The sequence below is a fragment of the Halalkalicoccus sp. CG83 genome, from assembly GCF_037081715.1.
Taxonomy (GTDB): Archaea; Halobacteriota; Halobacteria; order Halobacteriales; family Halalkalicoccaceae; genus Halalkalicoccus; species Halalkalicoccus ordinarius.
Genome location: NZ_JAZDDH010000001.1, coordinates 427606 through 453121, shown reverse-complemented (window position 1 = coordinate 453121; position 25516 = coordinate 427606). Strand labels below are relative to the sequence as shown.

The following is a 25516-nucleotide window of genomic DNA, read 5'->3' as shown; positions in this document are numbered from 1 at the left end:
ACGTCTGACGAACCGTTAAGTACGATCGGAAACAACTACCGACGGATGGGCAACAAGAACAAGACGATCTCCTTTCGCGTCAACGAGGACGCCTTCGAGACGCTCCGGGAGATCGCGGAAGAGCGCGACATCTCGCTTTCGGCGGTGTTTCGCGACTACGTCGACCTGTTGGTTGCCCACGACGGTCAGGTGCGTGTCGTCCCCGAACACGAACTCGACGGTGAGACGACCGACGACTTCCCGCCAAAGGTCGAGGTACCGAAGAGCTTCGTCCGCGAACACGAGCGACTCGAACTCGAGGCCGAACACCTCCGCGAACAGCTCGACGAGCACAAGCGCTACATCACGAACCTCCGCCGACGCATCGACGAGGGTGACGACATCGACGAGATCGTCCACCTCGAGGAGATCGATCGCGAGAACGGGAAGGGTGAGGAGCCCTACCGGCTGGGCTAGCCCGAGAGCTCCTGTTTTCGCCGGGCCGCCTGCCGCTCTGCCTCACCGCTGCCCTCGACCGATGCGAGCGACTCGATCGCCTCGAGCGTTCTGACCGAATCGTCGAGAAACGAGAGGACGTCGCCGGGGTAGGCGTACAGCATGTAGTCGTCGGTCATCACGTCGACGATCGCCTCGGGGCCGAGTCCGTCGGCACGGAGTTCGAGGAGATACCGCATGAACTTCCGCTCGGCACAGCCACAGTAGGGGTTGTCCTGACAGTCGCAGTCGAGGAAGTCCTGGGTGAAGTCGAGTACGCGTTGCTGGGAGGCGTCGTCGAGCTTCTCGAGGCCCTCGCCCTGGAAGAGGAGGTCCAGCGTCGCTCCTTTGAACGCACCCTTCGGGAGGTTCGTATCGAGCTGTGAGGCGAGCTGACGGTGGTTCTTGAGGTAGATCTTGTCCGTGATCGCCACAGTATCAGGTCGTACGCGTCCGGATTACAAAAGCCTCCGGGTGCGCTATTCGACGGAGAACTCGCCGCGCATCGCCTCCGGATGGTACTCGCAGTAGTAGGTTCCCGACCGACCGGCCATCTCCTGGGTGATCTCGAGCGTCATCGAGACCGTCTCACCCTCCTGTTCGGACTCGTCCGACGCCGCGATCTCGTTTCCGTCGGCGTCCTCGGCGATGAGTTCGTGCTCCTCACCGTCGAGGTTCTCCCAGGTGAGGTCGTAGGTCGTTCCGGCCTGGAGCGAGATGGTGGGGTTCGTCTCATCCTCGATGTCGTTGGGCGCCTGGCCCTGCCATCCCGCCGTCTCGGCACCGAGGCGAATGGCTTGGGTCTGCTCGTCGTCCGTCTCGTTGGACTCGTTCCCGGTTTCGTCGTCGCTCTCGTTACTCTCGTTCCCGTCGCCGCCGAGACCGTCGCTCTCGTTGGTCTCGTTGGTCTCGTTGGTACCGTTCCCGTCCTCACCGTCGCTGGCGTTCTCGCCGCCGTCGCCGCCGTTTTCGCTATCGGTACAGCCCGCGAGCGCGAAGATGCTTGCCGCGCCTGCCGCCTCGACGAATCGCCGTCTACTGAGGGTCTCCCTCATCGGTTATCCTCCTCGGCTTTCGACGGGGAAGCGGCCGTATCGCCAGGACTCGCGGTTCGTCGGGGCGTGTCTCGTCGCGTCGATCGGTGGGACATTCGAGCGGGGTTACCGGAAGCGAACCAATCATTCCACCGATGCTCATCTCGGCGCGTGACACTGACACGAACACACACCCTGCGGGGGAGTCGTAACGTATTTTAGCCGTACGGCGACTATGGAGGAACGTGTCCGGGTTGGGGTAGTGGCCCATCCTTCAGCCTTGTGGAGGCTGAGACGCGGGTTCAATTCTCGCACCTGGACCTTTTCGCGACGAACGGACGTGAGGAGCGAAAAGTCCGACCGGAAAGAATTGAAGCAGGGAGCGAAACGAACGAAGTGAGTGACGCGACCGAGGTTCAATTCTCGCACCTGGACCTTCTTACGTTCCGTCGTCTCCCGACCGTAGCGTTCGCTTCGACCATCCCTCATTCTCTCCACTCTCGTCTACCACTACCGTCTAGAGCCGTAGCTACGGCGGAAGCGTTCGGTGACGATCACGTCGAGCCGCGTGAAAACGAGCGTCTACTCGGAGGGGTCGTTGCCACGCTGGAACAGGTACGTCATCTCCCACAGCGCCGCCTCGAGATCCTCCTCGGCGGCGTTCTCGAGCTGTCGGTACAGCGAGTCGGAGACGGTGATTTCTGGCATCACGCCCAGGTACAGTCGCGAACCATAAGAAGTTACTGTGATTCGAAATCGAGTTAATTCGTCGGACGACTGCTATCATCGATCACGAAACCGAGATAAACGAACGTGTACAATATATCGGTGATCGTTATGGCAATGCGACGATACCCCTTCGATGAGATGGAGCGAATGATGGAACAGATGCGCCGTGCGGTGTACGAGGGCCGTACCGGCCTTCCGGCGTTCGACGCCGGGAACAGGGGCATCAACCTCAGTCTCGACGAGGACGACGACGGCTACGTGGTCGTCGCGGACGTGCCGGGGTTCGAGAAGGAGGAGATCGACCTCCGGTTCGAAGACGGGAGCCTCTCGGTCGAGGCGTCCCACGAGACGAGCGAGGAGGACGGCGTCTCCGCGCGCCACCACGCCCGCCACGTCCACGAACGGATCCACGTCCCCGGCGAGATCATCGAGGAGGAGATCGCCGCCTCCTACCACAACGGCGTGCTCGAGGTTCACCTCCCGACCCCCGAGTCCGTTGACGACGAGGACCCCGGAACCCGCATCGACATCGACTGAGTTCTTTCGTACTACTCCCAGCCCCGATCGGCGTCTCGGTCGCCGGCCGGCGACCGGTCCGGTTCGCGACCGTCCGCTGCTCGGTTCGCGGTCTCGATCGAGCCGCTCGAGCGGATGATGTCGAGCGCGGTCATGAGGTCGGTCCGCGAGATGAGGCCGACGAGGTCGCCGTCCTCGACGACGAGTAGGCGGCCGATGCCCTCCCGTTGCATCCGATTGAGCGCGTCCATCGCCTCGTCGTCGGGGCCGATCGTCTCGAGCTCCGTCGACATCACGTCCTCGACCCTGTAGGCGTCGCGCTCGACGGAATCGACCTCTCGGGCGTCAGTGAGGGTCACGAGGCCGACGAGCCGGCCGTCGTCCATCACGGGATAACCGGTGTGGCGCTCCGAGAACATCCGTTCGAGGAGGTCGGCGACGGAGCTGTCGGTCGAGATGACGTGGAGGTCCTCCCGGTCGGTCATGATGTCACTGACCGTTACGCCCTCGAAGGCGGCGGTCATCACCGTCTGTTGGGCTTCGCCTGAGGCGGCGATGTAGACGAAGAAGGCGATTCCGATGAGGACGACGTTGAGCTGCAGGAGGCCGAACAACCCCATCAGGAGGGCGAACAGCTTTCCCACCTCGGCGGCGATCTGGGTGGCCTGGGCGAACGGCCGACTCCGGCCGAGGAGCGCCCGCAACACCCGTCCGCCGTCCATCGGGAACGCCGGAAGCATGTTGAACCCCGCCAGCGCGACGTTCAACAGCGCGAGATACGCGAGGACGAAGGTCGCGCCGTCGAACCGCACCGGGACCAGCAGCATCAGGAGATACGAACCGATTCCGACGAGCACGCTGACGATCGGGCCGGCGATCGCGATCGCGAACTCCTGTTTCCAGTCCTCGGGCTGGTCGCTGAGCTGGGCGAGCCCGCCGAAGATCCACAGCGTGATCGAATCGATGGGATAGCCGTATCGGATCGCTACCAGCGAGTGACCGAGTTCGTGGAGAACGACCCCGACGAACAGTCCGATCGCCGCGGAGAGGCCGAGCAGCCAGGGCCGTGAGCCGGCGGTCAGCGCCTCCGTTTCGAGTCCCGCCCCGAGGACGGCGTTGAGCGGGCCGACGAGCACCTCGATCTGCGAGCCGATCAGCCACGCGAAGACCGGCAGGATCAGCAGAAACGAGACGTCGAGCTTGATCGGAATCCCGAAGAGCGAGCCGATCCGGAAACTCTTGAACATTGACGAACCCTTGGGCCGGGGGCTAAAAGAATCCGCGGACAGCTACGTGTCGGTGTCGGCCGTAGTCGGGTGATGAAGCGTTCCGGATCCGCTCGTCCCGCTCGCCGTCGAGCCATCCGACCGATCTACCACAGTCGCCCGGTCAGACGACCGATCACCGACGGCTCGGGACGACGCCGAGCCAGGATCACGGTCCGATCCGTTCGGCGTCCGACCGCCTGCGGGATCGATCCCACGAGCCGTCGCCGCACCCCGCCCTGACGGGTCGCCCCGAACACGACCAGATCGCAGTCGCTCGCCGCCTCGAGAACGGCGTCGTCGATCGCGGACGCCTCGCGGAGCGCGGTCTCGGTCGGCGCGGTGAGCTGAGCGAGCGCCTCCTCGAGGTAGCCCCGGGCGGTCTCGCGTTCGCTCTCGTCGGCGCTCGGGGCGACGACCGAGAGCACGTCGATCGTGGCGTCGTTCGCCGTCGCGATGGCGTCGGCGACGCTCGCCGCGAGCGGGACGTGGGGTCCGCCCGCGACCGGCAGCAGCACGCGCTCGACGCCGTCGGCGGTCGGGCCGATCCGTTCGACGAACACGTCACAGGGGGCGCGACGAAGGACCGTGTCGATGGTCGTTCCGAGAACGACCTCCGATCGACGGGGACGGCCGTGCCAGCCGACCAACAGCGCGTCCGCCTCGAGCTCCTCGACGGCCGAGACGAGGGTACGCGCGACGTCGGTTCCGACGACCACCTCACCCTTGACGGGAACGTCGCCGGTGGCGGTCTCGATCGCCCGGTCGAGGATCTCCCGGCGGTCGCCGGCGAACTCCGTCCTGATCGTCTCGTCGGAGAAGAGCGCGAACGGTGACTCGGGGGGCTTGTGGACGACGCTGACGACGTGGATCTCGCCGTTTCTCGCTCGTGCGATGTCGACCGCGGTCCGGGCGAGCTGCTCGGCGTACGTCGGGTTGCCGACGGCGACGACCAGCCGGTACTCCCGGTCGGCGTCGTCGTCCTCGTGATCCGTCCGCAGCTCGTTCATTGCTAGCTATTACCTGTCGGAGTACAAAAGCGTTCAGTCGAACCGGACGCCAGATCGATTAGCCAGCCGCCCGTATCGGAACGCATGTCGAACCCGAACCCGTCCGCACGCGTCCGACGCGGCGAAGCGATCGAGTACGAACCCGTCGAGGCGGCGGCAGGTCTCCGGAAGGGCGTTCTGATCGCCGAAAGCGACGGCGCGCCGAACTTCGCCATGCGTCGGTTCGTCCTCGAACCCAGTGCCGAAGTTCCGAGACACACCAACGCGGTCGAACACGAGCAGTACGTGCTCGAGGGGGAGTACGTCGTCGGGATCAGCGATACATCGGAGACGCATCGAGCAGACGGCGATAGCGCGGAACGAAGCTCCGCGGACCGTTCGAGCGGGCAGCGCCCGCGAGAGGAAGCCGTCGACGGCGAGGAGGAACACGTCGTCACGCCGGGCGACTCGCTTCTGATCCCCGCCGGTACGGTCCACTGGTATCGAAACGAGGGCGACGAGCGGGGAACGTTCCTCTGTGTGGTCCCGAACGGCGACGATACGATCGAACTGGTCGAGACGAACGGCTGAAATACTCCGGCCGAGTAACGTCGACAAGCGTGGCACAGCAGGTCCAGCAGGTGGACACCCTCTTCCTGCACGAAACCGACAAAGGGTACTCGGTCGTCGCGGACCGCGACGGCGAACGCCTCTTTCGGGCGACCCTCGGGCTGAAGGAGACGAGTGCGGGACCCCGACCCGGGCGCTTTCGCATCAAGCGCGGCTCGAACGAGGACCCGCGTAGTCCCGACGAGTTCGTCGAGATCGCCCGCCGAGCCGAGCGGATCCGCATCTCCGAGCAGACCTCCCGCGAGGGCCGCGGGGAGCTGCGCGCGATGCTCGAGGGCTACCAGCTCGAGGCGCGCGTCGTCCGGACGTGCCGGTTCTGTGCCTCGGCGGGGCGGTACTCGCCGATCACCGAGGAGACGGCGATCCGAACCGACCGCGAGCGGATCTGTCCGGACTGCGCGATGCAGGAGCTCGAACGCGAGCTCTCGTACGCCGGCGGCGTGACCGGCGCCGCGGAGGACCGGCTGAAGGACCTCCTGCTCGAGGTCCAGGACCTCGAGCGCATCGTGAACCTGCTCCAGGGCCAGCTCGACCCCGAGCTGACGAAGTTCGACGAGATCAGCGCCACCGTCGAGGACGTCGACCCCGTTCCCGTGGACTCGCTCGGCCTCCATCCCGACCTCCAGGGGCTGTTGGAGGGACGGTTCGAGGAGCTGCTTCCGGTTCAGAGCCTCTCGGTCGAGAGCGGACTGTTCGACGGCGAGGATCAACTAGTGGTGAGCGCGACCGCCACCGGAAAGACGCTCGTCGGGGAGATGGCGGGCATCGATCGGGTGCTGAAGGGGGACGGGAAGATGCTGTTTCTGGTCCCGCTGGTCGCGCTCGCGAATCAGAAACACGAGGACTTTCTCGATACCTACGGCGACCTCGTCGACGTCACCATCCGGGTGGGCGCGAGCCGGGTGCGCGACGACGGCAACCGCTTCGATCCCGGCGCGGACGTGATCGTCGGTACCTACGAGGGGATCGACCACGCGCTGCGGACGGGACGGGACCTGGGCGACGTCGGCACCGTCGTCATCGACGAGGTCCACACGCTGAAGGAGGGCGAGCGCGGCCACCGTCTCGACGGGCTGATCGCCCGTCTGAAGGACTACTGCGAGCAGCGCGCGGCGAACCGTTCGGGCTACGGGGGCGCCCAGTGGATCTATCTCTCGGCGACCGTCGGCAACCCCGGTTGGCTCGCCGAGAGCCTCGGCGCACGCCTCGTCGAGTTCGAGGAACGCCCCGTCCCGATCGAGCGCCACGTCACCTTCGCGGACGGTCGTGAGAAGACCCGCATCGAGAACAAGCTCGTCCGCCGGGAGTTCGACCGCGAGTCCTCGAAGGGCTATCGCGGCCAGACGATCATCTTCACCAACTCGCGGCGGCGGTGTCACGAGATCAGCCGCAAGCTCGAGTACGCCTCGGCACCGTACCACGCCGGTCTCGACTACAAGCGCCGGAAGAAGGTCGAGCGGATGTTCGGCGATCAGGAGCTCTCGGCCGTCGTCACCACGGCGGCGCTCGCCGCCGGGGTGGACTTCCCCGCCTCGCAGGTCGTCTTCGACTCGCTCGCGATGGGGATCGAGTGGCTCTCGGTCCAGGAGTTCCACCAGATGCTCGGGCGCGCGGGTCGGCCGGACTACCACGACCGCGGCGTGGTCTACCTGCTGGTCGAGCCCGACTGTACCTACCACAACAGCATGGAGCGCACCGAGGACGAGGTCGCGTTCACGCTGCTGAAGGACGAGATGGAGCCCGTCCACACGCTCTACGACCAGTCGGCCGCCGTCGAGGAGACGCTCGCGAACGTCACCGTCGCCGGCAAACGAACGAAGGCGCTCAACGATCGGATGATCGGCGAGGTGCCGACGAAGCACGCGATCGGAAAGCTGCTCGAGTACGGCTTCATCGACGGGCTGGAGCCGACGCCGCTCGGACGGGCGGTCACGACGCACTTTCTCTCGCCCGACGACGCGTTCCGGATCCTCGACGGGATCAGGAAGGGGAACGATTCGGTGGATATCGTCGCCGAACTCGAACTCGTCGACGACGATCGGTAACGGACGCGCTCATCCGAGTCGAGGACGGTCCGCACGCTCGCGATCGGTACGCCGACCCTCCGCGACGAACAGGCCGATCATCGGAAGTAACAACAGCAACCAGAGTGCGAGCAGGAGGAGGAACATCTCACCGAACGCCTCCTCGTGTCGGTCGACGGGAACACATACCCAGACATGTATTTTTGCCTCCATAAGCTTTCTGTATATTGTCCCGTTCAGGGAGCACCGCCGAAGAGAGGTCGATCCGATCAGAACACGACGGGTGTAAAGGCGATCCCGAGGTAGGCGAGCAGGACCACCAGAACCGCCCCCGGGAGTCCGACGATGGCGACGATCAGCAGGACGATCGGCGTGATCTCCACGCCGTACCCGAAGAACGCGGCGAGGATCAGCACCACCAGACCGACGACCGCGTTGACGACGAACGGCCGGACCGCGTCGATCACCCGATACGACCCGAGCAGCAGCGCGATGGCGAAGACGAGGACGCCCAGTTCGAGGACAGTGACCATATCGGACGGTGGGACGTTCCCGGTTTATACCCGCCGACCTCGAGCGAAACGCTTTCCCCGTCGTACAGCGAAGCCGGAGTGCGGGACCGTGGGGTAGCTTGGTATCCTTGCGGCCTTGGGTGCCGTTGACCCCGGTTCAAATCCGGGCGGTCCCATGTCTCTGCTGCGAGTACACTCACAAGCAGCAGAACTGGACGGCGAACGGGTTTGATCCAGGGTGTGAAGTGAGCGCCAGCGAACGAAACGACCGGGGTTCAAATCCGGGCGGTCCCACTCCTCGATGTGAGCGTCGTCGAATGTCCGTCCGACCGTCCTTTCGAAACCGAGCCTCGCCGTTCCGGCCGTGCCGTCTTATTGTTCCATCTTTTTTACAGTAAGATATATTATGTATGATCCTCTATCGAGGATATGGTCCCGATGGCTTGGCCCGTCATCAGAGGTAGAGGAGATGCCTGAGAGAACCAGCGACGCGACGGCCGATACGACGGTCGCTCCGACGCCCCAAGCGTCGTCGGGGACGTATCGCGTCCGACACACGGGTTCGGGTTCGCTCTCGGCCACGCTCGTCACGGCGATCAGCGAGTGTGCCGGCATCGACCCGACGGACTTCCAGCTCTACAGCTACCTCGATCCGGACTCGCTCGACGCGCTGTTCACGCCGCTTCGCGACGCCGACGACGAGAAGCGCGGCTGGGTCGAGTTCCACGTCCTCGGCCAGAGGGCGGTGATCTACAGCACCGGCGAGATCGAGATCGACACGCAGGAGCCGACCGTCCCCGATTCGACGTAGCGACGGTAAAGCGAGAGGTCCTTTACCGTGCGACCCCGAACGCGGACATGGCGACTGCGGACGTACACCGGCGGGCACGGGATCGGCCACTGGGTACGACGCTTCTGCTGAGCGCGATCGGCTACGCGCTCGTCATCGGCACCTTCGCCGGCGTCGTGCCGCTCTATCCCGACATCGGCGAGACCGGCGTGAATCTCCTCTCGCACGCGATCGCGGTCGTGAACACGCTCGCGACGGTCGCGCTCGTGCTCGGCTGGTACTGGATCCGCCGCGGCGAGGTCGCCAAACACCGCGTCGCGATGGTGAGCGCGTTCGTGCTGATCGTGCTCTTTCTCCTGTTGTACCTGCCGAAGGTCGGCGGCGGCGGTGAGAAACACTTCGTGCTCGAGTCGGCGTATGCCTGGGTACCGCTCTGGGGCTGGATCTACCCGACCTACCTGCTGATGCTCACGATCCACATCGGCCTCTCGGTGCTGGCGGTACCGCTCGTCCTCTACGCGCTCGTGCTCGGGCTCACCCACAGTCCGCGGGAGCTGACCGGGACTCGCCACGCGACTGTCGGGCGGATCGCCGCGGCCACCTGGATCCTCAGCCTGGTTCTCGGGGTCGTCACCTACGTCCTGCTCAACCACCTCTATGCGGCGGAGTTCGTCCCCGCCTGAGGTAACCCGCCGCGTTACTCGAGGGTTCGCTGAAACTCATAAGCCGGTTCGGCCTGTTCCGAGTCGATGACCACCACGACCCGACTCTCGGACGCCGTCTACACGACCACTCCGGACGAGTGGAGCGACCTCGCGACCACGATCATCGAGGCGCTCGCGGAGCTGAAAGACGAATCGCCGATAGAGCTCGACGTTCGACTGGGCGAGACGATCGATCCGGACGCGCTGGAGCAGCTGTTCGATCCGAGCCCCGACGACGTCGGCTACCTGGCGTTCCCGCTCGACGACTACCTCGTCTCGGTCCGTTCCAGCGGCGAGGTGACGTTCTACCGGACGTAGCCCGCGTTCGAGGCGTGACGTCGGTAGTCCCGACCGGCCCCACCGCCGAGCGGTCGGCCGATCCGTTCTCGGTTGTCGGTCGTCGAGGCCGGGCGATCCGCAAACGGTTTGCGGGCGTGCGTCGATGAGGAGAGTGTTCATGAGCCTGTTCGGAACGAGCGGAATCAGGGGACCGGTCGGCGACGTGGTCACCGGCGAGCTCGCGCTGTCGGTCGGGCGAGCCGTCGCCGGCGACGCGGATCGGATCGTCGTCGGTCGCGACCCCCGCGACAGCGGACGGTGGCTGCGCGAGGCCGTCGCGGCGGGCGCCCGCGAGTGCGGGACCGACGTGTTCGACGCGGGGATGGTGGCGACGCCGACGCTCGCGCGGGCGGTGGGCCGCGAGGACGCCGATGCCGGCGTCGTCGTGACGGCGTCACACAACCCGCCGGAGGACAACGGGTTGAAGCTCTGGAATCCCTCCGGACAGGCGTTCGACGCCGCCCAGGCCGGGGAGATCGAGGAACGGATCGAGCGCGGCGAGTACGACCTCGCGGACTGGAGCGGGGGCGGCGGCCGAGGGACGATCGACGACGCGACCGAACGCCACGCCGACGCCCTGGTCGAGGCGGTCGGCTCGATCGACGACCTCTCCGTCGTCGTCGACCTGGGCAACGGCGCGGGCGGGGTGGTCGTGGGCGCACTCGAACGCCTCGGCTGCGAGGTCGAGGTGATGAACGGCGAGCCCGACGGCTCGTTTCCGAACCGTCCCTCCGAGCCGACCGCGGAGAACTGTCGAGCGCTCCGCGAACGGGTCGTCGAGGCGGACGCCGACCTGGGAATCGCCCACGACGGTGACGCCGACCGAATGCGCGCGGCGACCGAGTCGGGGCGGTATCCCGACGGCGACGTGCTCCTCGCGCTGTTCGCCCGCGAGGCCGCGAGCGAGGGGGACCGGGTCGCGGCGCCGGTCGACACGAGCCTCGCGGTCGAGGACGCCCTCGAACCGCTCGGGGCGTCGGTGACCTACACTCCCGTCGGCGACGTGCACGTCGCCGGACGGGCCCGGGAGTCTGACGTCGTCTTCGGCGGCGAGCCCAGCGGCGCGTGGATCTGGCCCGAGGAGACGCTCTGTCCGGACGGACCGCTCGCCGCCTGCAAGCTCGCGGCGACCGTCGCCCGGGAGGGGTCGTTCGACGCGCTGGTCGACGGGGTGCCGACCCTCCCCCTTCGACGGACGAACGTCGAGGTAGCGGCGAAGGAGGCGACGATGGAACGGGTTCGCGAGCGGGTCGAACGGGAGTACGGCTCCGACCGGTTCACGACGCTCGACGGGATCCGCGTCTCGTTCGACGGCGGCTGGTTCCTGATCCGGGCGAGCGGAACCCAGCCGCTCGTACGCGTGACCGCCGAGGCCCGCGAGGAGGCCCGTGCCGAGGAGCTGCTCGCGACTGCCGAGGAGTTCGTGGCCGACGCCAGCGCCGAGTGACGCGTTCACGAACCCCGGAGAACGGACCGTACCGGCACGTATTAACGGGAAGATAACAAAGATCGCCAGACGGGATACACACCACAATGCAGACCGTCATTCTCGCCGCCGGACAGGGGACGCGACTGCGTCCCCTCTCGGAATTGATACCGAAGCCGATGCTACCGGTCGCCGGCCGGCCGATCGCCGCCCACGTCGCCGATGCGGCGGTCGCCGGCGGGGCGAACGAGCTGATCTTCGTCACGGGGTACATGGGCGAGGTCGTCGAGGAGCACTTCGGCGAGAGCTACCGCGGCGTCCCCGTCAGCTACGCCACCCAGGAGCAGCAGCTCGGGACCGCCCACGCGGTGGCGGCCGCCCGCGAGCACATCGAGGAGGAGTTCGCCGTCCTCAACGGCGACAACCTCTACGACCCCGAGAGCATCGTCGAGCTGTTCGGTACCGGACCGGGGATCGGCGTCTTCGAGGTCGAGAACCCCTCGAACTACGGCGTGCTCTCGGTCGAGGGGGGACGAGTGACGGACATCGTCGAGAAGCCCGCCGAGCCGCCGACGAACCTCGCGAACGCCGGGGTCTATCTCTTCCCCGCCGAGGCGCGTTCGTACCTCGACGTCCCGATGAGCGAGCGCGGCGAACACGAGCTCACCGACGTACTCGCACGGGTCATCGAGGATTACGACGTCACCCCCGTCGAGCTCGAGCGCTGGATGGACGTCGGACGGCCCTGGGAGCTGCTCGAGGCGAACGAGCTCCTACTGGGCGAGCACGAGCGGCGGATCGACGGCGACGTCGCCGACGATGCCACCCTCGAAGGCCGCGTCGTCGTCGAGGAGGGTGCGGAGATCGAGTCGGGCGTCACGATCGAGGGGCCCGCCTACGTCGGCGCGGGCTCGACGATCGGTCCCAACGCGTACGTACGAGGGGCGACGCTGCTCGAGGGCGACGTCCATATTGGCCAGGCCGTCGAGGTGAAGAACAGCGTGATCATGCGCGGGACGAACGTCCCGCACCTCACGTATATCGGCGACAGCGTGCTGGGACGCGACGTCAACTTCGGCGCCGGAACCAACGTCGCGAACCTACGCCACGACGGCGGCGACGTGAAACTCACCGTCAAGGGTGACCGCGTCTCGACCGGACGACGGAAGTTCGGCGTCGTCGCGGGCCACGGCGCCAAGACCGGTATCAACACCAGTCTCTCGCCCGGCGTGACGCTCTCGTGTGGCGCGACGACGGCGCCGGGAGAGAGCGTCACGCGCGATCGCTGACCACGCCGCGATAACGGCCCCCTGTCCATGCATACACCGGACCTCCACGAATGAGACGGACGCTCGTCACCGCCTTCATCTCGATCGCCGGCTCGAACATCGCAGTCGCGATGCTCGGAGCGGTGATGACGCCGATCCTGGTCCGCATCCTCGGACCGACCGGCTACGGGACGTACGCGACCGTCATGTCGGTGTTCGCGCTGCTGATGATCGTCGTCAGCTCCGGCGTCGACAGCGGGACGCGCAAGTACCTCGCGGAGGACCGCGACGAACCGGAGTGGCAGGACAACGTCTTCGGCTACTACTTCCGGGTCGCGACCGTGTTGGCGCTGGCCGCGAGCGCGCTGTTGCTCGTGGTCGCCCAGATCGGTATCGTCGATGCAACCCTCGGCGAGGAGTACGCCTTCTTCTTCTTCCTGCTCGCGATCGTCACGATAATGGCGCAGTTCCGGGAGTTCGCCCATCGCTCGCTGCTAGGGCTGAAACTCGAACACATCTCGGAGCCCCTGTACGTCGCACAGAAGGTGTTCTTCTTCATCTTCGCGATCTCGCTCGCGTATCTCGGCTACGGGGTGACTGGCGTGCTCGCGGGACACATCATCGCCGACGCACTCACGACGACGATCGGAACCCTCTTCCTCTCGAAACAGCTCTCGTTGTCGAAGATGTTCGAGCGCACACCCGAGGAGTTCCCTCGGAAGGAACTGCTCAGCTTCAACAACCTCTCGATCGTCTACATCTTCATGCTGACGTCGCTGTATCACGTCGACGTGCTGATGCTCCAGGCGTACACGACCGAGGCTCAGGTCGGCTACTACAAGGCGGCGCTCGTGCTCGCGGAGTTCCTCTGGCTCGCGCCGAAGGCGGTCCAGTCGGTGATGATCCAGTCAGCCTCGGAGCTCTGGCACCGCGATCGAATCCAGAAGATCACCGACCTCGCCTCGAAGGCGACGCGCTATACACTGCTGTTGACGACGCTGCTGGCGATCGGGATCGCGGTGCTCTCCGCCGAGTTCGTTCCGCGCTACTACGGCTCGGAGTTCGAGCCGACGATCGCGCCGTTGCTGTTGTTGCTTCCCGGCACCGTCGGATTCGCCGTCGCCCGGCCGATCCTCTCGGTGAGCCACGCACGGGGAGACATGCGGGTCATGATCCTCGCGACGGGGGCGGCGGCGGTGATGAACCTGCTGCTGAACCTGCTGTTTATTCCCCTGTTCGGCATCGAGGGCGCTGCGATCGCGACCTCGTTGGGCTACATCTCGATGCCGATGTTCCACCTCTGGGGGGCCAAACAGATCGGCTACAACCCGCTTGGCGACGTCCGCCCGGTGGGCGTCGCGACCACCGCGGTCGGAACCGCGGTCGTCCTCGTCGCCCTCGCTCTGGGGATCGACTACGTGATCCCGGAGACGGTGGTGACCGTCGGCCTCCCGCTGGTCGGATCGGTGTCGATCGGTGCGGCGCTGATCGCGTTCTTACTGATCCCGCCGATCGGGCTCGTCGTCTACGCGGCTCTGACCCTGTTGACGGGCGCGATCCGTCCGGAGGAGATCCTCAGCCTTCTCAACGGACTGCCCGCCCCGATCAGCGATCGCGCCGCGGCCCTCGAACGTTGGTTCGTCGATTCCGACGAGACGGGTTAGCCGCTCGAATCCTCTGATCGAACGAGGCGATCCGGCAATAGACCCTCGACGATCTCGGTCAGCTTCCGACGGATCGCGGAGGGCCGATCGTAGACGTCTCGGTCCTCCGTCCAGGAGAGCAGTTCGCGCACCTCTCGTTCGATCTCCGGGGTTCGTCGGTCCGGTACGACGCCGGCCTCGATCTCGAGTGCGGTCTCTATCACCGAGCGGTGGGAGCCGTTTCGAACGAGGTTGAGCAGGATGAGCAGTTCCTCCTGGCGTGTTTCGCCGTCCCAGAGTGCGCCCTGCTCGAGGTGGCGGCGCGGGTGTTTGAGGAAGGCGTAAGGGTTACCGCCGGCCGATCGGCGTAACCAGCCCGCGTACCGCTGGCGGAAGAGCCGGACCGAGAGCTCCTGCCAGAGCGGAACCAACACATCGGAGTCGCTCGTCAGCGCCGCGAGCCGATGGAGGTGCTCGAGCCGGTCGCTGCGACGCGACCCCTCCTCAATGACGTCGACGCCCCCATCGGACTCCTCGGTGATGACGAGATCGGCGGCGACCGGTGTCGTCCCGTCGAAGGATATCTCGACCGAGAGTCCCCATCCCGTTTTTGGCCGGGTCATGTGGTCGAACAGGAGGTTTCCGAGGCTGTAGAAGATCGGCGTTCCGCCGTATCGCTCCCACCCCTGGGGGACGTGCGGATGATGGGCGACGACGAGGTCGACGCCGGCGTCGGCGAACCGCCGCAGGCGGCGCTGCCACTGGACGGGCGGCAGGGGTACGTACTCGATGCCGCCATGGGCGAACAGGACCACCACGTCGGCGTCCTCGGTCGCGCGTTCGACGGTCCGTAACGCCTCGGGATGGGCGATCCAGGCGGCACCCGTCGTAGCGTCGTCGTCGGCGATCCCGAACTCGCGTTCGCAGGCGTTGACGACGGCGACGGCGGTATCACCGACGGTGTATCGAAGGGGTACGAGCGCCTCACGAATTCCCGCTCCCGCGCCGACGGTATCGACTCCGGCTTCGTGGCAGGCATCGATCGTCGCGAACAGTCCCGTCGACCCGTAGTCCATGGCGTGGTTGTTCGCGAGCGTGACGGCGTCGATACCCGCGTCCGCGAGCATCGTTGGGACCCCCTCGTGGGATCCCTTTCGTGGCCCGAACTTGGGGATAGAGTCGTCCGTCGGAATCGGCGCCTCGAGATTGAGTATCGAGAGATCCGCTCCGTCCATGCGTGATCGGACGCCATCGCCGATCGGATCGGTTTCGTCCGATCCGGTGTAGATGCAGTCGCCGGCGACGTACAGAGACCACGTATCGTCCACCGACCGTTCGGAGAACTGGAGTCGATCGGCGTTCGTAGCGTTCATACCGAAGATCAGTCATCGATTGCAGCGCATCGAATTTAGTTACACGGATTGTGACGCGAGTGGGGTACCAGCGCGTCGCTCATGGTTTATCGAACCGATAATAAAGCGAGGGCCTGTAGTAGCCGGTATCGATGTGGGCCGTTTCACGCGTATCGTCGGTCTCGTCCCCGATTCGAGGACGATTTCGATCGGGGCCGTCGACGACCGGACCCGACCAGGTCGTCATCCAACGTGCGCTACTGATCCTCGGCGTCTGCCTGTTCATCGTCGGACTGGCGATCACTGCCGGGCTACCCGGCGGCGATCTCGGCACGACGGCACCGGACGACGAGGAGGACGCGCCCGAACCGGAGGAGCCGGCCGCCGACGATGGTGAGGAGGGGGACGATGCGTCGGGCAGCGACGATGCGTCGGACGACTCGGCCGGAAGCGACGGTGGCGGAGACGACGGAGCCGACGACACCGGTGACGGCACCGACGGGGGCGGCAGTGACGACGGCGGAGACGACGATGGCGGTGACGACAGCGGGGATGATGCACCGATCTTCGGCCCGGACGAGGACGAAGACGACACCGATGGCGAGACCGACGGCACCGGTGGGGACGACACGGACGACGGGACCGACGGGAGCGACGACACGGACGACGACGGAGAGGGTGATAACGATAACGAGACCGAAAGCACCGACGGTCCGATCTTCGGATAGCGGGGACCGGGACGGAACGCACGAGCGAGTTCCTCGGGCCGAACGACTGTTCTAATCGACCGAACACGCTTCGGGTCCCTCGTTCAGTGGCGAACCGGGAGGCGAGCACCGGGGCAATGGGTCGGGTTCGAGGGACGGGTCGACTCCATCGAGCCGGTGACCCGGTTCGTGTCGGATCGAACGAGACGCCGACGAGGAGGAGACTCGGGGTTCGCTCGCCCGACGACGGAGTACGGACGCCGATCGCGAACGTATCGAGTCGTCTCGAGGACGAGGGCCTGGGCGTCCTCGACGCCGGCACACGAATACCGGATGTCTCACGAACGCGGACATCATTCCTCGAGGAGCCGATCGACGAGGTCACGATTCGCACGATATGTGCCGGACAACGCCGAAAGGCGGACGAAAGCATCGGAGCTACTCCGTTCGCGTTTCTCAAGAGCAACCGCACCACTCACGTATCGCACTCGCCGACCGCACGGTGAGCGCAGGTATCGGCGGGAAGAACGGATGGGGAACGGAGAGTGGGAACCGACGACCGGTCGAAATCGATGGACGCCCCGTACCGGACTCGTCTTCGGGTAGCTGCACACTCGAGGACACGCCGATACCAGTTGACTCGTAGGACGGGTTCGGCGGAGACGGTCGTTTCGGCGATCGAAATCGATCTACCGGCAGACGGGCCTCCTGGCTCCGGATCCGTAGTCACCGAGGACATCGAGACCCGCGGTTCGCACCGAGGGTCCGTCAGGAGAGGGGGCGCTACTCGACGGTGACGCTCTTCGCGAGGTTGCGCGGCTTGTCGATCGGACGGTCGAGGAGCCGGGCGGTGTAGTAGGAGACGAGCTGGAGCTGAGCGTTCGACAGCAGACCGCTGAGGTCGGGATGGGTGTCGGGGATCACGAGCACCTCGTCGGCACACTCCTCGACGCGCTGCTCGCTCGCCGTGATCGCGACGATCTCCGCGCCACGAGCGCGTGCCTCCGTGGCGTTGGTACGGGTCTTCTCGTCGTGGACGCCATCGAACATCGCGAACACCGGCGTTCCGGGCGTGACGAGCGCAAGCGGGCCGTGTTTGAGTTCGCCGGAAGCGAACCCCTCGGCGTGTTCGTAGGTGATCTCCTTGAACTTCAACGCTCCCTCGAGCGCGACCGGGTGGAGGAGCCGATGACCGATGAAGAAGTACGATTCACGCCCCTCGTAAGCCCTACTGAGAGCCTCCGCTCGCGAGGTACGGATCACCTCCTCGAGCTGGTCTGGGAGCTGCGAGAGCGCCCGAAGCAGCGCACCGAGGTCATCGCGTTCGGTCGCCGGTTCGACGTCCTGGCGGACCCGTTCCGCGAGCAGGACGAGCGTCACGACCTGCGAGGAGAAGGTCTTGGTCGCGGCGACGCCGATCTCCGGACCCGCGCGAATGTAGAGGGCATCGTCGGCCTCGCGCGCCGCGGTGGAGCCGACGACGTTCGTGAGCGCGAGCGTCCTGGCGTCCGTCGCCTTCGCGGCTCGGAGCGCACCGAGGGTGTCGGCCGTCTCACCGCTCTGGGTGACGGCGACGACCAGCGTGTGTTCGGGATCGGGGACGCTACCGGTGTACTCGCTCGCTCTGCTCGTCCGTACTCGCAACCCGGCCTCATCGAGCAGACGAGCCCCGTACAGTGCGGCGTGATACGAGGTACCACAGGCGACGAAGTGGACGTCGGTGATCCCTTCGAACGATCCCGGCGGGAACTCCTCGAGGGTGATCGCGGGTTCGTCGGGATCGATCCGACCGCGAATCGTGTTCGAGAGGGCCTCCGGCTGACTCTCGATCTCCTTGAGCATGTAGTGATCGTACCCGCCCTTGCCGGTCTCCTCGGGGCTCCAGTCGACCGTGTCGACGTCGCGTTCGACCGGCTCGCCATCGAGGTCGGTGATCGACAGCGAGGTCGGATCGACGGCGACGACGTCGCCGTCCTCGAGGTAGATCACCCGGTCGGTGAACTCGAGGAACGCCGGGACGTCGCTCGCGAGGTAGTAGGCGTCGTCGTGAAGACCGACGACGAGCGGCGAACCCTGCCGGGCCGCTCGGATGGTGTTCTCGCCCTCGATCAACATCGCGATGGCATAGCTCCCCTCGAGACGCTCGACCGTTCGGCGGAACGCGGCGTCGCCGTCGAGGCCGTCTTCGAGATACCGGTCGACGAGGTGGGGGATGACCTCGGTATCGGTCTCACTCGTGAACTCGTATCCGAGTCCCTCGAGCTCCTCACGGAGGGCGGCGTAGTTCGCGATGACGCCGTTGTGGACCACCGCGACGTCGCCGGAGCGACTCGTGTGTGGATGCGCGTTGTCGTCCGTCGGCGGCCCGTGGGTGCTCCAACGAGTGTGGCCGATACCGACGGTGGCCTGAGGTAGACTCTCCACGAACGATCCGGAGAGATCGCTGATCTCGCCCGCCCGTTTCCGGATCGCGAGCCCTCGCCCGTTCTGGACGGCGATGCCCGCGGAGTCGTAGCCACGGTACTCGAGGTTGTTCAGCCCCGTCAGGACCGTATCGACGGCGTCGTCCGCACCGACGCAGGCGATGATGCCACACATCTTAGGCCACCTCGTCGTCGGGGTGGCTGGAGGACTGTTCTCGACGTGTCTCGACCGGGGAAGCGTACAGGATCATGCGTGGAGTGGTCTCGCACCGGCGATCGGTGATCGGTATCCGACATATGAACGATTCAAGCATTACTATAGGCTAGCTAAAACGACATGATAAACATCCGGAACGGCACATCAGCCGAGCGACGGAAACGATCGTTTTCGCCGGTACTGCGCGCGTATTGGTAGGATGCACCAAGGAACGATCGGTCGACCGAACCGTTCGCCCCGGCGAAGGGAAAGCGGTCGGTGCTTGGCTCTGTGGAACGTTCGGGACTCGAACGAGGTCAACGGGGTTCGGTCGTCGGCGAGGGCACGTCCGCGACGTAGCCGGATTCGGAAGGTGACGTCTACGTTCCGGTCGGTAGGCCTGCCATCGCCGCGGTTACGGCCGCGTAGAGGAGGGTGATCACCACCGCGAGTCCGACGTTCGAGAGCAGGGTCGAAGGGACGACCCCGAGCCAGACCACGCCGATCAACAGGAGGCTGAGGACCGTCACGCCGACGTAGTATCGCACCCAGTCGTCCCGAGCGCCGGTCGACTCCTCGGTTCCGTTTTCATCGTCGAGATACCACGCGATCTGGTCGGCCAGCGGCGTTCGCTCGACGACGCCTCGGCTCCGGTTGTACGTGATGAGCCCGAAATCCGCGAGCTTCGGGAGATGGGACTGATAGAGCGCGATGTAGACCCGTTGGCGCTGATCCGACGTGAGCTGCTGAACGGTCGTATCGTGCTCCCAGGCGGCGACCTGCTCTGCGATGTCTCGCATGTCCACCGGGCCCTCGGCGTCGGAGAGATACCGCAAAACCCGCCGACGTCGCTCGTTCTGAAGGATGTGGAACGTATCGTCCTTCGAGAGGCTGGACGCTCGGGATGGGGTCTCCGAGCCGGTCTCGTCCGAGGACGACCGTTTCGCGTCGGCGGTCGACATCATTTCATCACTTAGGCATTATCAGGCGGTGCCTAATAAGTTAGTTGTTGTGATCGGATCGGCGGCGTCAAGAACCATACGATTTGTGTATCGTTTAGGACGTCCCCGATCCAACGCTTCGTATCCGTAACTGGCGCTCAAATCGGCATTCGGGAGCTCGCGGCTCGGTTCGCCGCGATGTAACATACCTTTCTCGAGGAGTTTTCGAGGGGCCGAAACGGAGGTTGATGGGATCGATACCGCTCCGATTCTGGCTACAGATCAAGGACGGTTGTGTACACCGTAAGGAGTCGATCGCCCATTCGATCGAGGTCTAGGTCGTCGGTAACCTCGCGTCCGTTGGAGCGTTCGTCGGAGTCGAGAGCGCGTTCGAGTCCGGCGACCAGTTCGGTTTCCGTATCGCCGACCGTACATCGGTGCAGCCCCTCGAGGATTTCGCGGGCGAAGCCGACGTCGGTCGAGACGACCGGGAGGTCGCAGGCGGCTGCCTCCTTGATCACCATTGGACCGCTCTCGCGGTCGGAGGTGACCAACAGGGCGTCGCTCGCGTTCATCACGTAGGGCATCTCGGAGTAATCGAGACCCGAGACCGTCCGCAGTTCGGCGTCGACCGAGGCGCGCTCGACGACCTGCTTTGCCAGCCTGTGGTTCTTCACCTCCCGTACCGGGTCGTAGGGGAAGAGCACGATTCGAGCGTCGGCGTCCCATCCGAGGCGCTCGCGTGCCTCACTGCGGTCCATCGGCCGGAACAGTCCGGTGTCGACGCCGAACGGGATCACCGTATGGGGTGCGTCGAGTTCGCGCGAGACCGCCTTCGAGGGGGCAATCACCGCGTCGCTGTGTTCGGCGGCCCGCTGCGTGATCAGGTCGAGTCGTCGCGAGTAACCCATCACCTCCGACCCCCAGACCGTGAGCACGACGGGGCGCGTCGGCTGGGCGAGGGCGAACGGACCGATCAATCCGTAGTTGGCGTGAACGAGGTCGTAACCCGACGGCGGGGCGGTTTCTCGGAGGACTCGCGCGTAGAACCGGCCGAAGTCGCTCGGCCGTCTCCCGGCCTCGGACCGGGGTACCTCCACCACGGTCGAACGGACGCCACGCTCCTCGAGGACGCGCACCTGTTGGTCGAAGAACGACCGCGGGGTGGTGACCAGCTGGAGGACGTCGAGGTCAGTACTCGCCATCGGTGAGCGCCGCGAGGATGACGTTCGTCGTATCGACCTTCTCGGAGAGCAGTCGTTCGCGCCGCTCGGCCCAGTCGTCGCCCTCCTCGCCCGAGAGGATCGTCTCGGCGGTCTCGAGTGCGTTGTGGTGGCGGTAGGCGCCTTGGCAGTTGTACAGCAACCCGTAGCGCGCCTCGAGCTCGTCGGTGTAGCCCATCCGAAGCGTATTGACGTAGACCGCCGGTGTGCCGAGGACGGCGCTCTCGGCGGCCATCGTCGCCCCCTCGCCGAGGAACAGCGACGCACCGGCGAGCACGTCGTGCATCCGGTGGGGCTCGACGTCGGCCGTTCGGTCGGCGACCCGCGGGGGCATGTCGCCCTCGGCGGTGACGAGCACGCGCGCGCCGGTCGCCTCGAGTCGGTCGACTACGTCGCCCACGTCATCGATCCCCCCGGCGCCGGCGTCGTGCGAGGCGTCCCACGAGACGAGTCGGAGGACGATGTACTCCTCGTCGGCGACCCCTAGATCGTCGAGCACCGACGGATCGGGCTCGAAACGATCGGGATGGAGGTAGGCGAGTTCGTGGTAGCCGGGATAGCGGACCTGTTTGGGGCCGAAGTCGGCGTGGAAGCACTCGGGCGTCCAGATCTCGTCGGCGAACGGTGCCATCAACCGGTTGGTAAGCGTCGCGTGCTCGGTGTCGGTGAAGACGACGCTTCGCGCTCCGACGAGGCTGGCGACGTGTGCCGCCGCCGAGCCGCCGATCGCGGTCATCACGTCGGGGTCGAACCGCCTCGCGTGACGGAGCATCCTCGCCTCGTAGCTCGCCTGCGAGGCGAGCAGCCGGAGCCCCGAGGCGGAGCCGCCGAGCACGCGATAGTCGAAGCCATGGGCGTCGAGCAGGTCGGTCGCGACCTCAGACTCACGGACGACGATCGAACACTCGTGACCGTCGGCCTCGAGCTCCCGGATCGCATGTCTGTAGAAGTGGACGTGGGCCGGGTGCTGGATGGCGATACAGACGCGCATCTCAGAGCTTTCGGTAGGCGTAGCCGGCCTTCGTCGCCTCGTCCTCGTCCAATACGCCCTTCACGTCGATCAGAACGGGATCATCGGCGAGCTCCTCGCGCGCGGCCGCGAGATCGAGCCCTTCGACGAGCTCGTCGTGCGGCGTCGCGAGAATGATCCCGTCCTTCCCCTCGAAATCGGGCTCGGCGAGCGGTTCGATCCCGAAGCTCTCGCGGATCGCCTCGTCGGGCGCGAGCGGGTCGTAACCCGCACACTCGATCCCGTACTCCTCGAGGGTGGTGATGACGCCGCCGATCTCGGAGGTGCGCAGATCGCCAACGTTGGGCTTGTAGGCGAGCCCGAGCACGACGAGCTCGCTGTCCTGGAGAACCTTTCCGGACTGGTTGAGCGCCTTCAACGTCAGTTCGGCCGTGTGTTTCGGCATGTACTCGTTTACCTCGCGCGCCTGCAGGATGAGCTTCGGCGAGTAGCCCGCCCGCTCGGAACCGTGCACGAGAAAGAGCGGGTCGACGGGGATGCAGTGGCCGCCGACGAGCCCGGGCTCGTACGCGTGGAAGTTCCACTTCGAGGCGGCGGCGTCGATCACCTCCTGGGTGTCGAGCCCCATGTGATCGCAGATCAGCGCGAGCTCGTTCACCACGGCGATGTTCACGTCACGCTGGACGTTCTCGAGCACCTTCGCCGCCTCCGCGGCCTCGATGGTAGGCGCTCGATAGACGCCCGCGTCGACGACCCGTTCGTAGAGCGTCGCCAGATCCGCGAGCGTCTCGTCGGTGTCCCCGCTGACGATCTTCACGACCTCGCGCAGGCTCTTGTCGGTGCCCGGCGCGAGCCGTTCCGGCGAGTAGCCGACGTTGAACTCCTCGCCGAGCGTGAAACCGGAAACGGCCTCGATCGCGGGCGCGAGCACGTCGCGCGTAACGCCCGGATAGACCGTCGATTCGAGCACGACCGTCGTGCTCGATGAGAGGTGTTCGCCGACCGTCCGGCCCGCGCTCTCGACGAAGTCGAGGTTCGGGTTCTTCATGCTGTCGACCGGCGTCGGGACGGTGATGATGACGTACTCCGCCCGTTCGATCGGCGTCGGGTCGGTCGTGAACTCGATGCCGCTTCGGGCGACCGCCTCGTCGCCGATCTCGTTGGTCGGGTCCCGACCCTCCGAGAGCCTCGCTACTTTCGCCTCGTCGACGTCGAAGCCGATTACGTCGAGCCCCTCCTCGTCGAAGGCGCTCGCGAGCGGCAGACCGACGTAGCCGAGACCGACGATACAGACCGTTCCGGTTCCGTGTTCAGACATCGATGATGAGTCGAGCTCGCTTTCGTGTTCAGGCATTGATACCGATTCCCTTGTAGTAGACGTCGCGTTCCTGCAGTTCGGTCAGCGCCTGGCGGCCGTCGACGACCACCAGTGAGCCGCGCCCGGAGCCGAGCGCCGGCACGTCGAGCTCCTCGAACGCTTCCTGGGCGGTGACGAGTATCACCGCGTCGTAGCTTCCCTCACGAGCCTCGGAGAGCGAGACGACGGACGCACCCGCCTCCTCGAACGGCTCGTACGTGTCGGTGATCGGGTCGACCGCCGTGACGTTCGTACCCGCCGAGGCCAGCCGCTCGATCACGCCCATCGCGGGCGTCGCACGGAGTTCGTCGACGCCCGCGCGGTAGGTGAGTCCGAGCACGAGCACCTCGGCACCCTCGCTGTCGATCCCCTGCTCGGCGAGGCCGTTCAGCGCGAGCTCCGCGGTGTAGCCAGGCATCGTGTCGTTGATGTCGCGGGCGGTCTCCATCAGTCGGGAGTCCGCGTCGAACTCCTGAATCAAGAAGTGCGGGTAGTAGGGGATGCAGTGGCCGCCGACGCCTGCACCCGGAACGTGGAGGTCACAGAACGGCTGGGTATTGGCGGCCTCGATCGCCTCGAGGACGCTAATGTCGAGCTCCTCGGCGTGTTTCGTGAGCTCGTTCGCCAGCGCGATGTTGACGTCGCGATAGACCCCCTCGAACACCTTCACGGCCTCCGCGGTCGTGGCGTCCGAGACGGGAATCACCTCGTTGTCGCTGATCTCGCCGTAGATCAACTCCGCGACGCGCGTGCTCTCCTCGTCGACGCCGCCGACGATCTTCGGATACGCGCCGCGGATGTCCTCTATGGCGCGGCCGCTCGAGGTTCGCTCGGGACAGAACGCCACCCCGAACTCGCCACGGTCGAGACCGCTACCCTCCTCCAGAAGCGGGAGCACCCGATCGATACAGGTCCGCGGCGGCACGGTCGACTCGAGGATCACGACGTCGCCCGGCGAGAGCCCCTCCGTGATGTCGCTCATCACCGACTCGACCACCGACAGGTCGGGTCGAGAGCTCTCGTCGACCAGCGTGGGGACGATCACGACGTGGACACGTGCGTCCCGGGCAGCGGCGGCGCCGTCCACGCTCGCGGCGAGCGAGCCCGATTCGACGACGCCGGAGACCAGTTCGTCGAGACCGGGCTCGCCGGCGATATGGTTCTCGCCGGCGGAGATCGACTCGACCACCTCGGGGTCGACGTCCACGCCGGTGACGTTCTCGGTCACGTCGGCGTAGACGGAGGCCAGCGGCAGCCCCATCTTCCCGAGGCCATAGACGGCGACGGGGATCTCCCCGTCCGTCAGCGCCGCTCGCTGTTCGTCGCTCGATGCGTCCGAGCCGTAGAGCGCTGGGGCGCTCGTGGATACGCTGTCACTCATACAAGGTGTTCTCCCCCGAGAGGTTCTCGGGAAGCTCGCGATGGCGCGCGGGCGTGCCGAGCGCGAGGGTGTCTGCCGGGACGTCCTCGGTAACGGTCGAACCCGCCGCGACGAACGAACCCTCGCCGATCCGCACGCCGGGGAGGATCGTCGCGTTCGCACCCACGGAGACGCCGTCGGCGAGGGTGGGTCCGACCAGATCGACGTCCTGCCTGACGGGGTAGGGGTCGTTCGTCATCACTACACGCGGGCCGACGAAGACGTTGTCGCCGATCGTCGTGTCGGTGGGAACGTAGACGCCGGTCTGGAGGCTGACGTTCGAGCCGATCTCCGTCCGTCCGTCGATCACGGTGTCGGTGCCGACGATCACGTCGTCGCCGATGGTCGTGTCCTCACGAATCAGGGCGTTGTGACCCGTGGTCAGATCGTCGCCGATCTCGACGTCGCAGTAGACGATCGTTCCCTGGCGGATCCGGGCGCGGTCGCCGACCGTCGCCGGTTCCGCGTCCTCGTCGTGGACGTAGCCGACGTTCTCCGGTTCGTCGAGGACGCAGTCCTCTCCGAGCCGTGAGCGGTTCGTCACGATCGGACTCCCGGCCGCAGAAGGGGGAACGGCGGGTCAG

25 protein-coding genes and 2 tRNA genes are annotated in these 25516 nt (G+C 65.9%); 13 read left to right on the top strand and 14 right to left on the bottom strand.

Annotated features, from left to right (window positions below):
• Window positions 1-45: 45 nt before the first annotated feature.
• Window positions 46-456 (top strand): ribbon-helix-helix protein, CopG family, encoded by a 411-nt coding sequence (locus tag V0Z78_RS02280; RefSeq protein WP_336342998.1) that lies wholly within the window; start codon window positions 46-48, stop codon window positions 454-456.
• Here the strand turns inward: V0Z78_RS02280 and V0Z78_RS02275 are convergent.
• Complete coding sequence (locus V0Z78_RS02275) at window positions 453-908, bottom strand: DUF5814 domain-containing protein (RefSeq protein WP_336342997.1); 456 nt, start codon at window positions 906-908, stop codon at window positions 453-455. The two genes, V0Z78_RS02280 and V0Z78_RS02275, sit on opposite strands and share 4 nt — an antisense overlap.
• A 45-nt stretch (window positions 909-953) precedes the next feature.
• The gene (locus V0Z78_RS02270) at window positions 954-1529 is read right to left on the bottom strand and encodes a cupredoxin domain-containing protein (RefSeq protein ID WP_336342996.1); all 576 of its coding nucleotides are present in this window, start codon (window positions 1527-1529) and stop codon (window positions 954-956) included.
• Window positions 1530-1756: 227 nt separating this feature from the next.
• On the opposite strand from V0Z78_RS02270, the gene V0Z78_RS02265 reads away from it, so the two are divergent.
• Window positions 1757-1829: transfer RNA gene (locus V0Z78_RS02265), tRNA-His, on the top strand.
• Between the two features lie 261 nt (window positions 1830-2090).
• Here V0Z78_RS02265 and V0Z78_RS02260 read toward each other — a convergent pair.
• Complete coding sequence (locus tag V0Z78_RS02260) at window positions 2091-2216, bottom strand: phosphohydrolase (protein WP_336342995.1); 126 nt, start codon at window positions 2214-2216, stop codon at window positions 2091-2093.
• 135 nt (window positions 2217-2351) lie between these two features.
• Between V0Z78_RS02260 and V0Z78_RS02255 the strand changes: the two genes are divergently transcribed.
• Window positions 2352-2774 carry an Hsp20/alpha crystallin family protein gene (locus V0Z78_RS02255; RefSeq protein WP_336342994.1) on the top strand — a complete coding sequence of 141 codons (423 nt, stop codon included), beginning with the start codon at window positions 2352-2354 and terminating at the stop codon, window positions 2772-2774.
• Between the two features lie 11 nt (window positions 2775-2785).
• Here V0Z78_RS02255 and V0Z78_RS02250 read toward each other — a convergent pair whose 3' ends face one another.
• Window positions 2786-4000: a M50 family metallopeptidase gene (locus V0Z78_RS02250; RefSeq protein ID WP_336342993.1), complete on the bottom strand. Its 1215-nt coding sequence runs from the start codon at window positions 3998-4000 to the stop codon at window positions 2786-2788.
• Between the two features lie 125 nt (window positions 4001-4125).
• Window positions 4126-5028: a universal stress protein gene (locus V0Z78_RS02245; protein ID WP_336342992.1), complete on the bottom strand. Its 903-nt coding sequence runs from the start codon at window positions 5026-5028 to the stop codon at window positions 4126-4128.
• An 84-nt stretch (window positions 5029-5112) separates the two neighbouring features.
• On the opposite strand from V0Z78_RS02245, the gene V0Z78_RS02240 reads away from it, so the two are divergent.
• Together V0Z78_RS02240 and V0Z78_RS02235 are read left to right on the top strand one after the other, a co-directional pair.
• The gene (locus V0Z78_RS02240) at window positions 5113-5598 is read left to right on the top strand and encodes a cupin domain-containing protein (protein ID WP_336342991.1); all 486 of its coding nucleotides are present in this window, start codon (window positions 5113-5115) and stop codon (window positions 5596-5598) included.
• A 29-nt stretch (window positions 5599-5627) separates the two neighbouring features.
• Complete coding sequence (locus tag V0Z78_RS02235) at window positions 5628-7682, top strand: DEAD/DEAH box helicase (RefSeq protein WP_336342990.1); 2055 nt, start codon at window positions 5628-5630, stop codon at window positions 7680-7682.
• A 248-nt stretch (window positions 7683-7930) separates the two neighbouring features.
• On the opposite strand, the gene V0Z78_RS02230 is transcribed toward V0Z78_RS02235, so the two are convergent.
• On the bottom strand, window positions 7931-8194 hold the full coding sequence (locus tag V0Z78_RS02230) for a pro-sigmaK processing inhibitor BofA family protein (protein ID WP_336342989.1): 264 nt from the start codon (window positions 8192-8194) through the stop codon (window positions 7931-7933).
• 82 nt (window positions 8195-8276) lie between these two features.
• On the opposite strand from V0Z78_RS02230, the gene V0Z78_RS02225 reads away from it, so the two are divergent.
• The 7 genes from V0Z78_RS02225 (at window position 8277) to V0Z78_RS02195 (ending at window position 14364) form a co-directional block, all read left to right on the top strand.
• A tRNA-Pro gene (locus V0Z78_RS02225) sits at window positions 8277-8349 on the top strand.
• Between the two features lie 293 nt (window positions 8350-8642).
• A complete protein-coding gene (locus V0Z78_RS02220; protein WP_336342988.1) occupies window positions 8643-8984 on the top strand; it encodes a HalOD1 output domain-containing protein in 342 nt (113 codons plus the stop codon).
• 47 nt (window positions 8985-9031) lie between these two features.
• A complete protein-coding gene (locus tag V0Z78_RS02215) occupies window positions 9032-9646 on the top strand; it encodes a DUF420 domain-containing protein (protein WP_336342987.1) in 615 nt (204 codons plus the stop codon).
• A 66-nt stretch (window positions 9647-9712) separates the two neighbouring features.
• The gene (locus V0Z78_RS02210) at window positions 9713-9985 is read left to right on the top strand and encodes a HalOD1 output domain-containing protein (RefSeq protein WP_336342986.1); all 273 of its coding nucleotides are present in this window, start codon (window positions 9713-9715) and stop codon (window positions 9983-9985) included.
• Between the two features lie 145 nt (window positions 9986-10130).
• On the top strand, window positions 10131-11453 hold the full coding sequence (glmM, locus tag V0Z78_RS02205; RefSeq protein WP_409338717.1) for a phosphoglucosamine mutase: 1323 nt from the start codon (window positions 10131-10133) through the stop codon (window positions 11451-11453).
• Between the two features lie 86 nt (window positions 11454-11539).
• Window positions 11540-12721, top strand: coding sequence for a bifunctional sugar-1-phosphate nucleotidylyltransferase/acetyltransferase (gene glmU, locus V0Z78_RS02200; RefSeq protein ID WP_336342984.1), 1182 nt, complete (start codon window positions 11540-11542; stop codon window positions 12719-12721).
• Window positions 12722-12771: 50 nt separating this feature from the next.
• Window positions 12772-14364, top strand: a complete 1593-nt coding sequence (locus V0Z78_RS02195) for an oligosaccharide flippase family protein (RefSeq protein WP_336342983.1) — start codon at window positions 12772-12774, stop codon at window positions 14362-14364.
• Here the strand turns inward: V0Z78_RS02195 and V0Z78_RS02190 are convergent.
• Entirely contained in the window at window positions 14361-15716 is a 1356-nt protein-coding gene (locus tag V0Z78_RS02190; RefSeq protein ID WP_336342982.1) for a CapA family protein, read from the bottom strand. The two genes, V0Z78_RS02195 and V0Z78_RS02190, sit on opposite strands and share 4 nt — an antisense overlap.
• Window positions 15717-15847: 131 nt before the next feature.
• Here V0Z78_RS02190 and V0Z78_RS02185 point away from each other — a divergent pair, with 131 nt between their 5' ends.
• Entirely contained in the window at window positions 15848-16423 is a 576-nt protein-coding gene (locus V0Z78_RS02185) for a hypothetical protein (RefSeq protein WP_336342981.1), read from the top strand.
• A gap of 762 nt (window positions 16424-17185) precedes the next feature.
• Here V0Z78_RS02185 and glmS read toward each other — a convergent pair.
• The 7 genes from glmS to V0Z78_RS02150 form a co-directional block, all read right to left on the bottom strand.
• Window positions 17186-19000 carry a glutamine--fructose-6-phosphate transaminase (isomerizing) gene (gene glmS / locus V0Z78_RS02180; protein WP_336342980.1) on the bottom strand — a complete coding sequence of 605 codons (1815 nt, stop codon included), beginning with the start codon at window positions 18998-19000 and terminating at the stop codon, window positions 17186-17188.
• A gap of 401 nt (window positions 19001-19401) precedes the next feature.
• The gene (locus tag V0Z78_RS02175) at window positions 19402-19983 is read right to left on the bottom strand and encodes a DUF7344 domain-containing protein (RefSeq protein ID WP_457852007.1); all 582 of its coding nucleotides are present in this window, start codon (window positions 19981-19983) and stop codon (window positions 19402-19404) included.
• Window positions 19984-20237: 254 nt separating this feature from the next.
• On the bottom strand, window positions 20238-21167 hold the full coding sequence (locus tag V0Z78_RS02170; RefSeq protein ID WP_336342978.1) for a glycosyltransferase: 930 nt from the start codon (window positions 21165-21167) through the stop codon (window positions 20238-20240).
• A complete protein-coding gene (locus V0Z78_RS02165; RefSeq protein WP_336342977.1) occupies window positions 21154-22176 on the bottom strand; it encodes a DUF354 domain-containing protein in 1023 nt (340 codons plus the stop codon). Before V0Z78_RS02165 ends, V0Z78_RS02170 begins: the two co-directional genes overlap by 14 nt.
• 1 nt (window position 22177) lies before the next feature.
• Window positions 22178-23473, bottom strand: coding sequence for a nucleotide sugar dehydrogenase (locus V0Z78_RS02160; RefSeq protein WP_336342976.1), 1296 nt, complete (start codon window positions 23471-23473; stop codon window positions 22178-22180).
• Window positions 23474-23501: 28 nt separating this feature from the next.
• Window positions 23502-24893, bottom strand: coding sequence for a nucleotide sugar dehydrogenase (locus tag V0Z78_RS02155; protein WP_336342975.1), 1392 nt, complete (start codon window positions 24891-24893; stop codon window positions 23502-23504).
• A complete protein-coding gene (locus V0Z78_RS02150) occupies window positions 24886-25476 on the bottom strand; it encodes an acyltransferase (RefSeq protein WP_336342974.1) in 591 nt (196 codons plus the stop codon). Before V0Z78_RS02150 ends, V0Z78_RS02155 begins: the two co-directional genes overlap by 8 nt.
• Window positions 25477-25516: the final 40 nt, after the last annotated feature.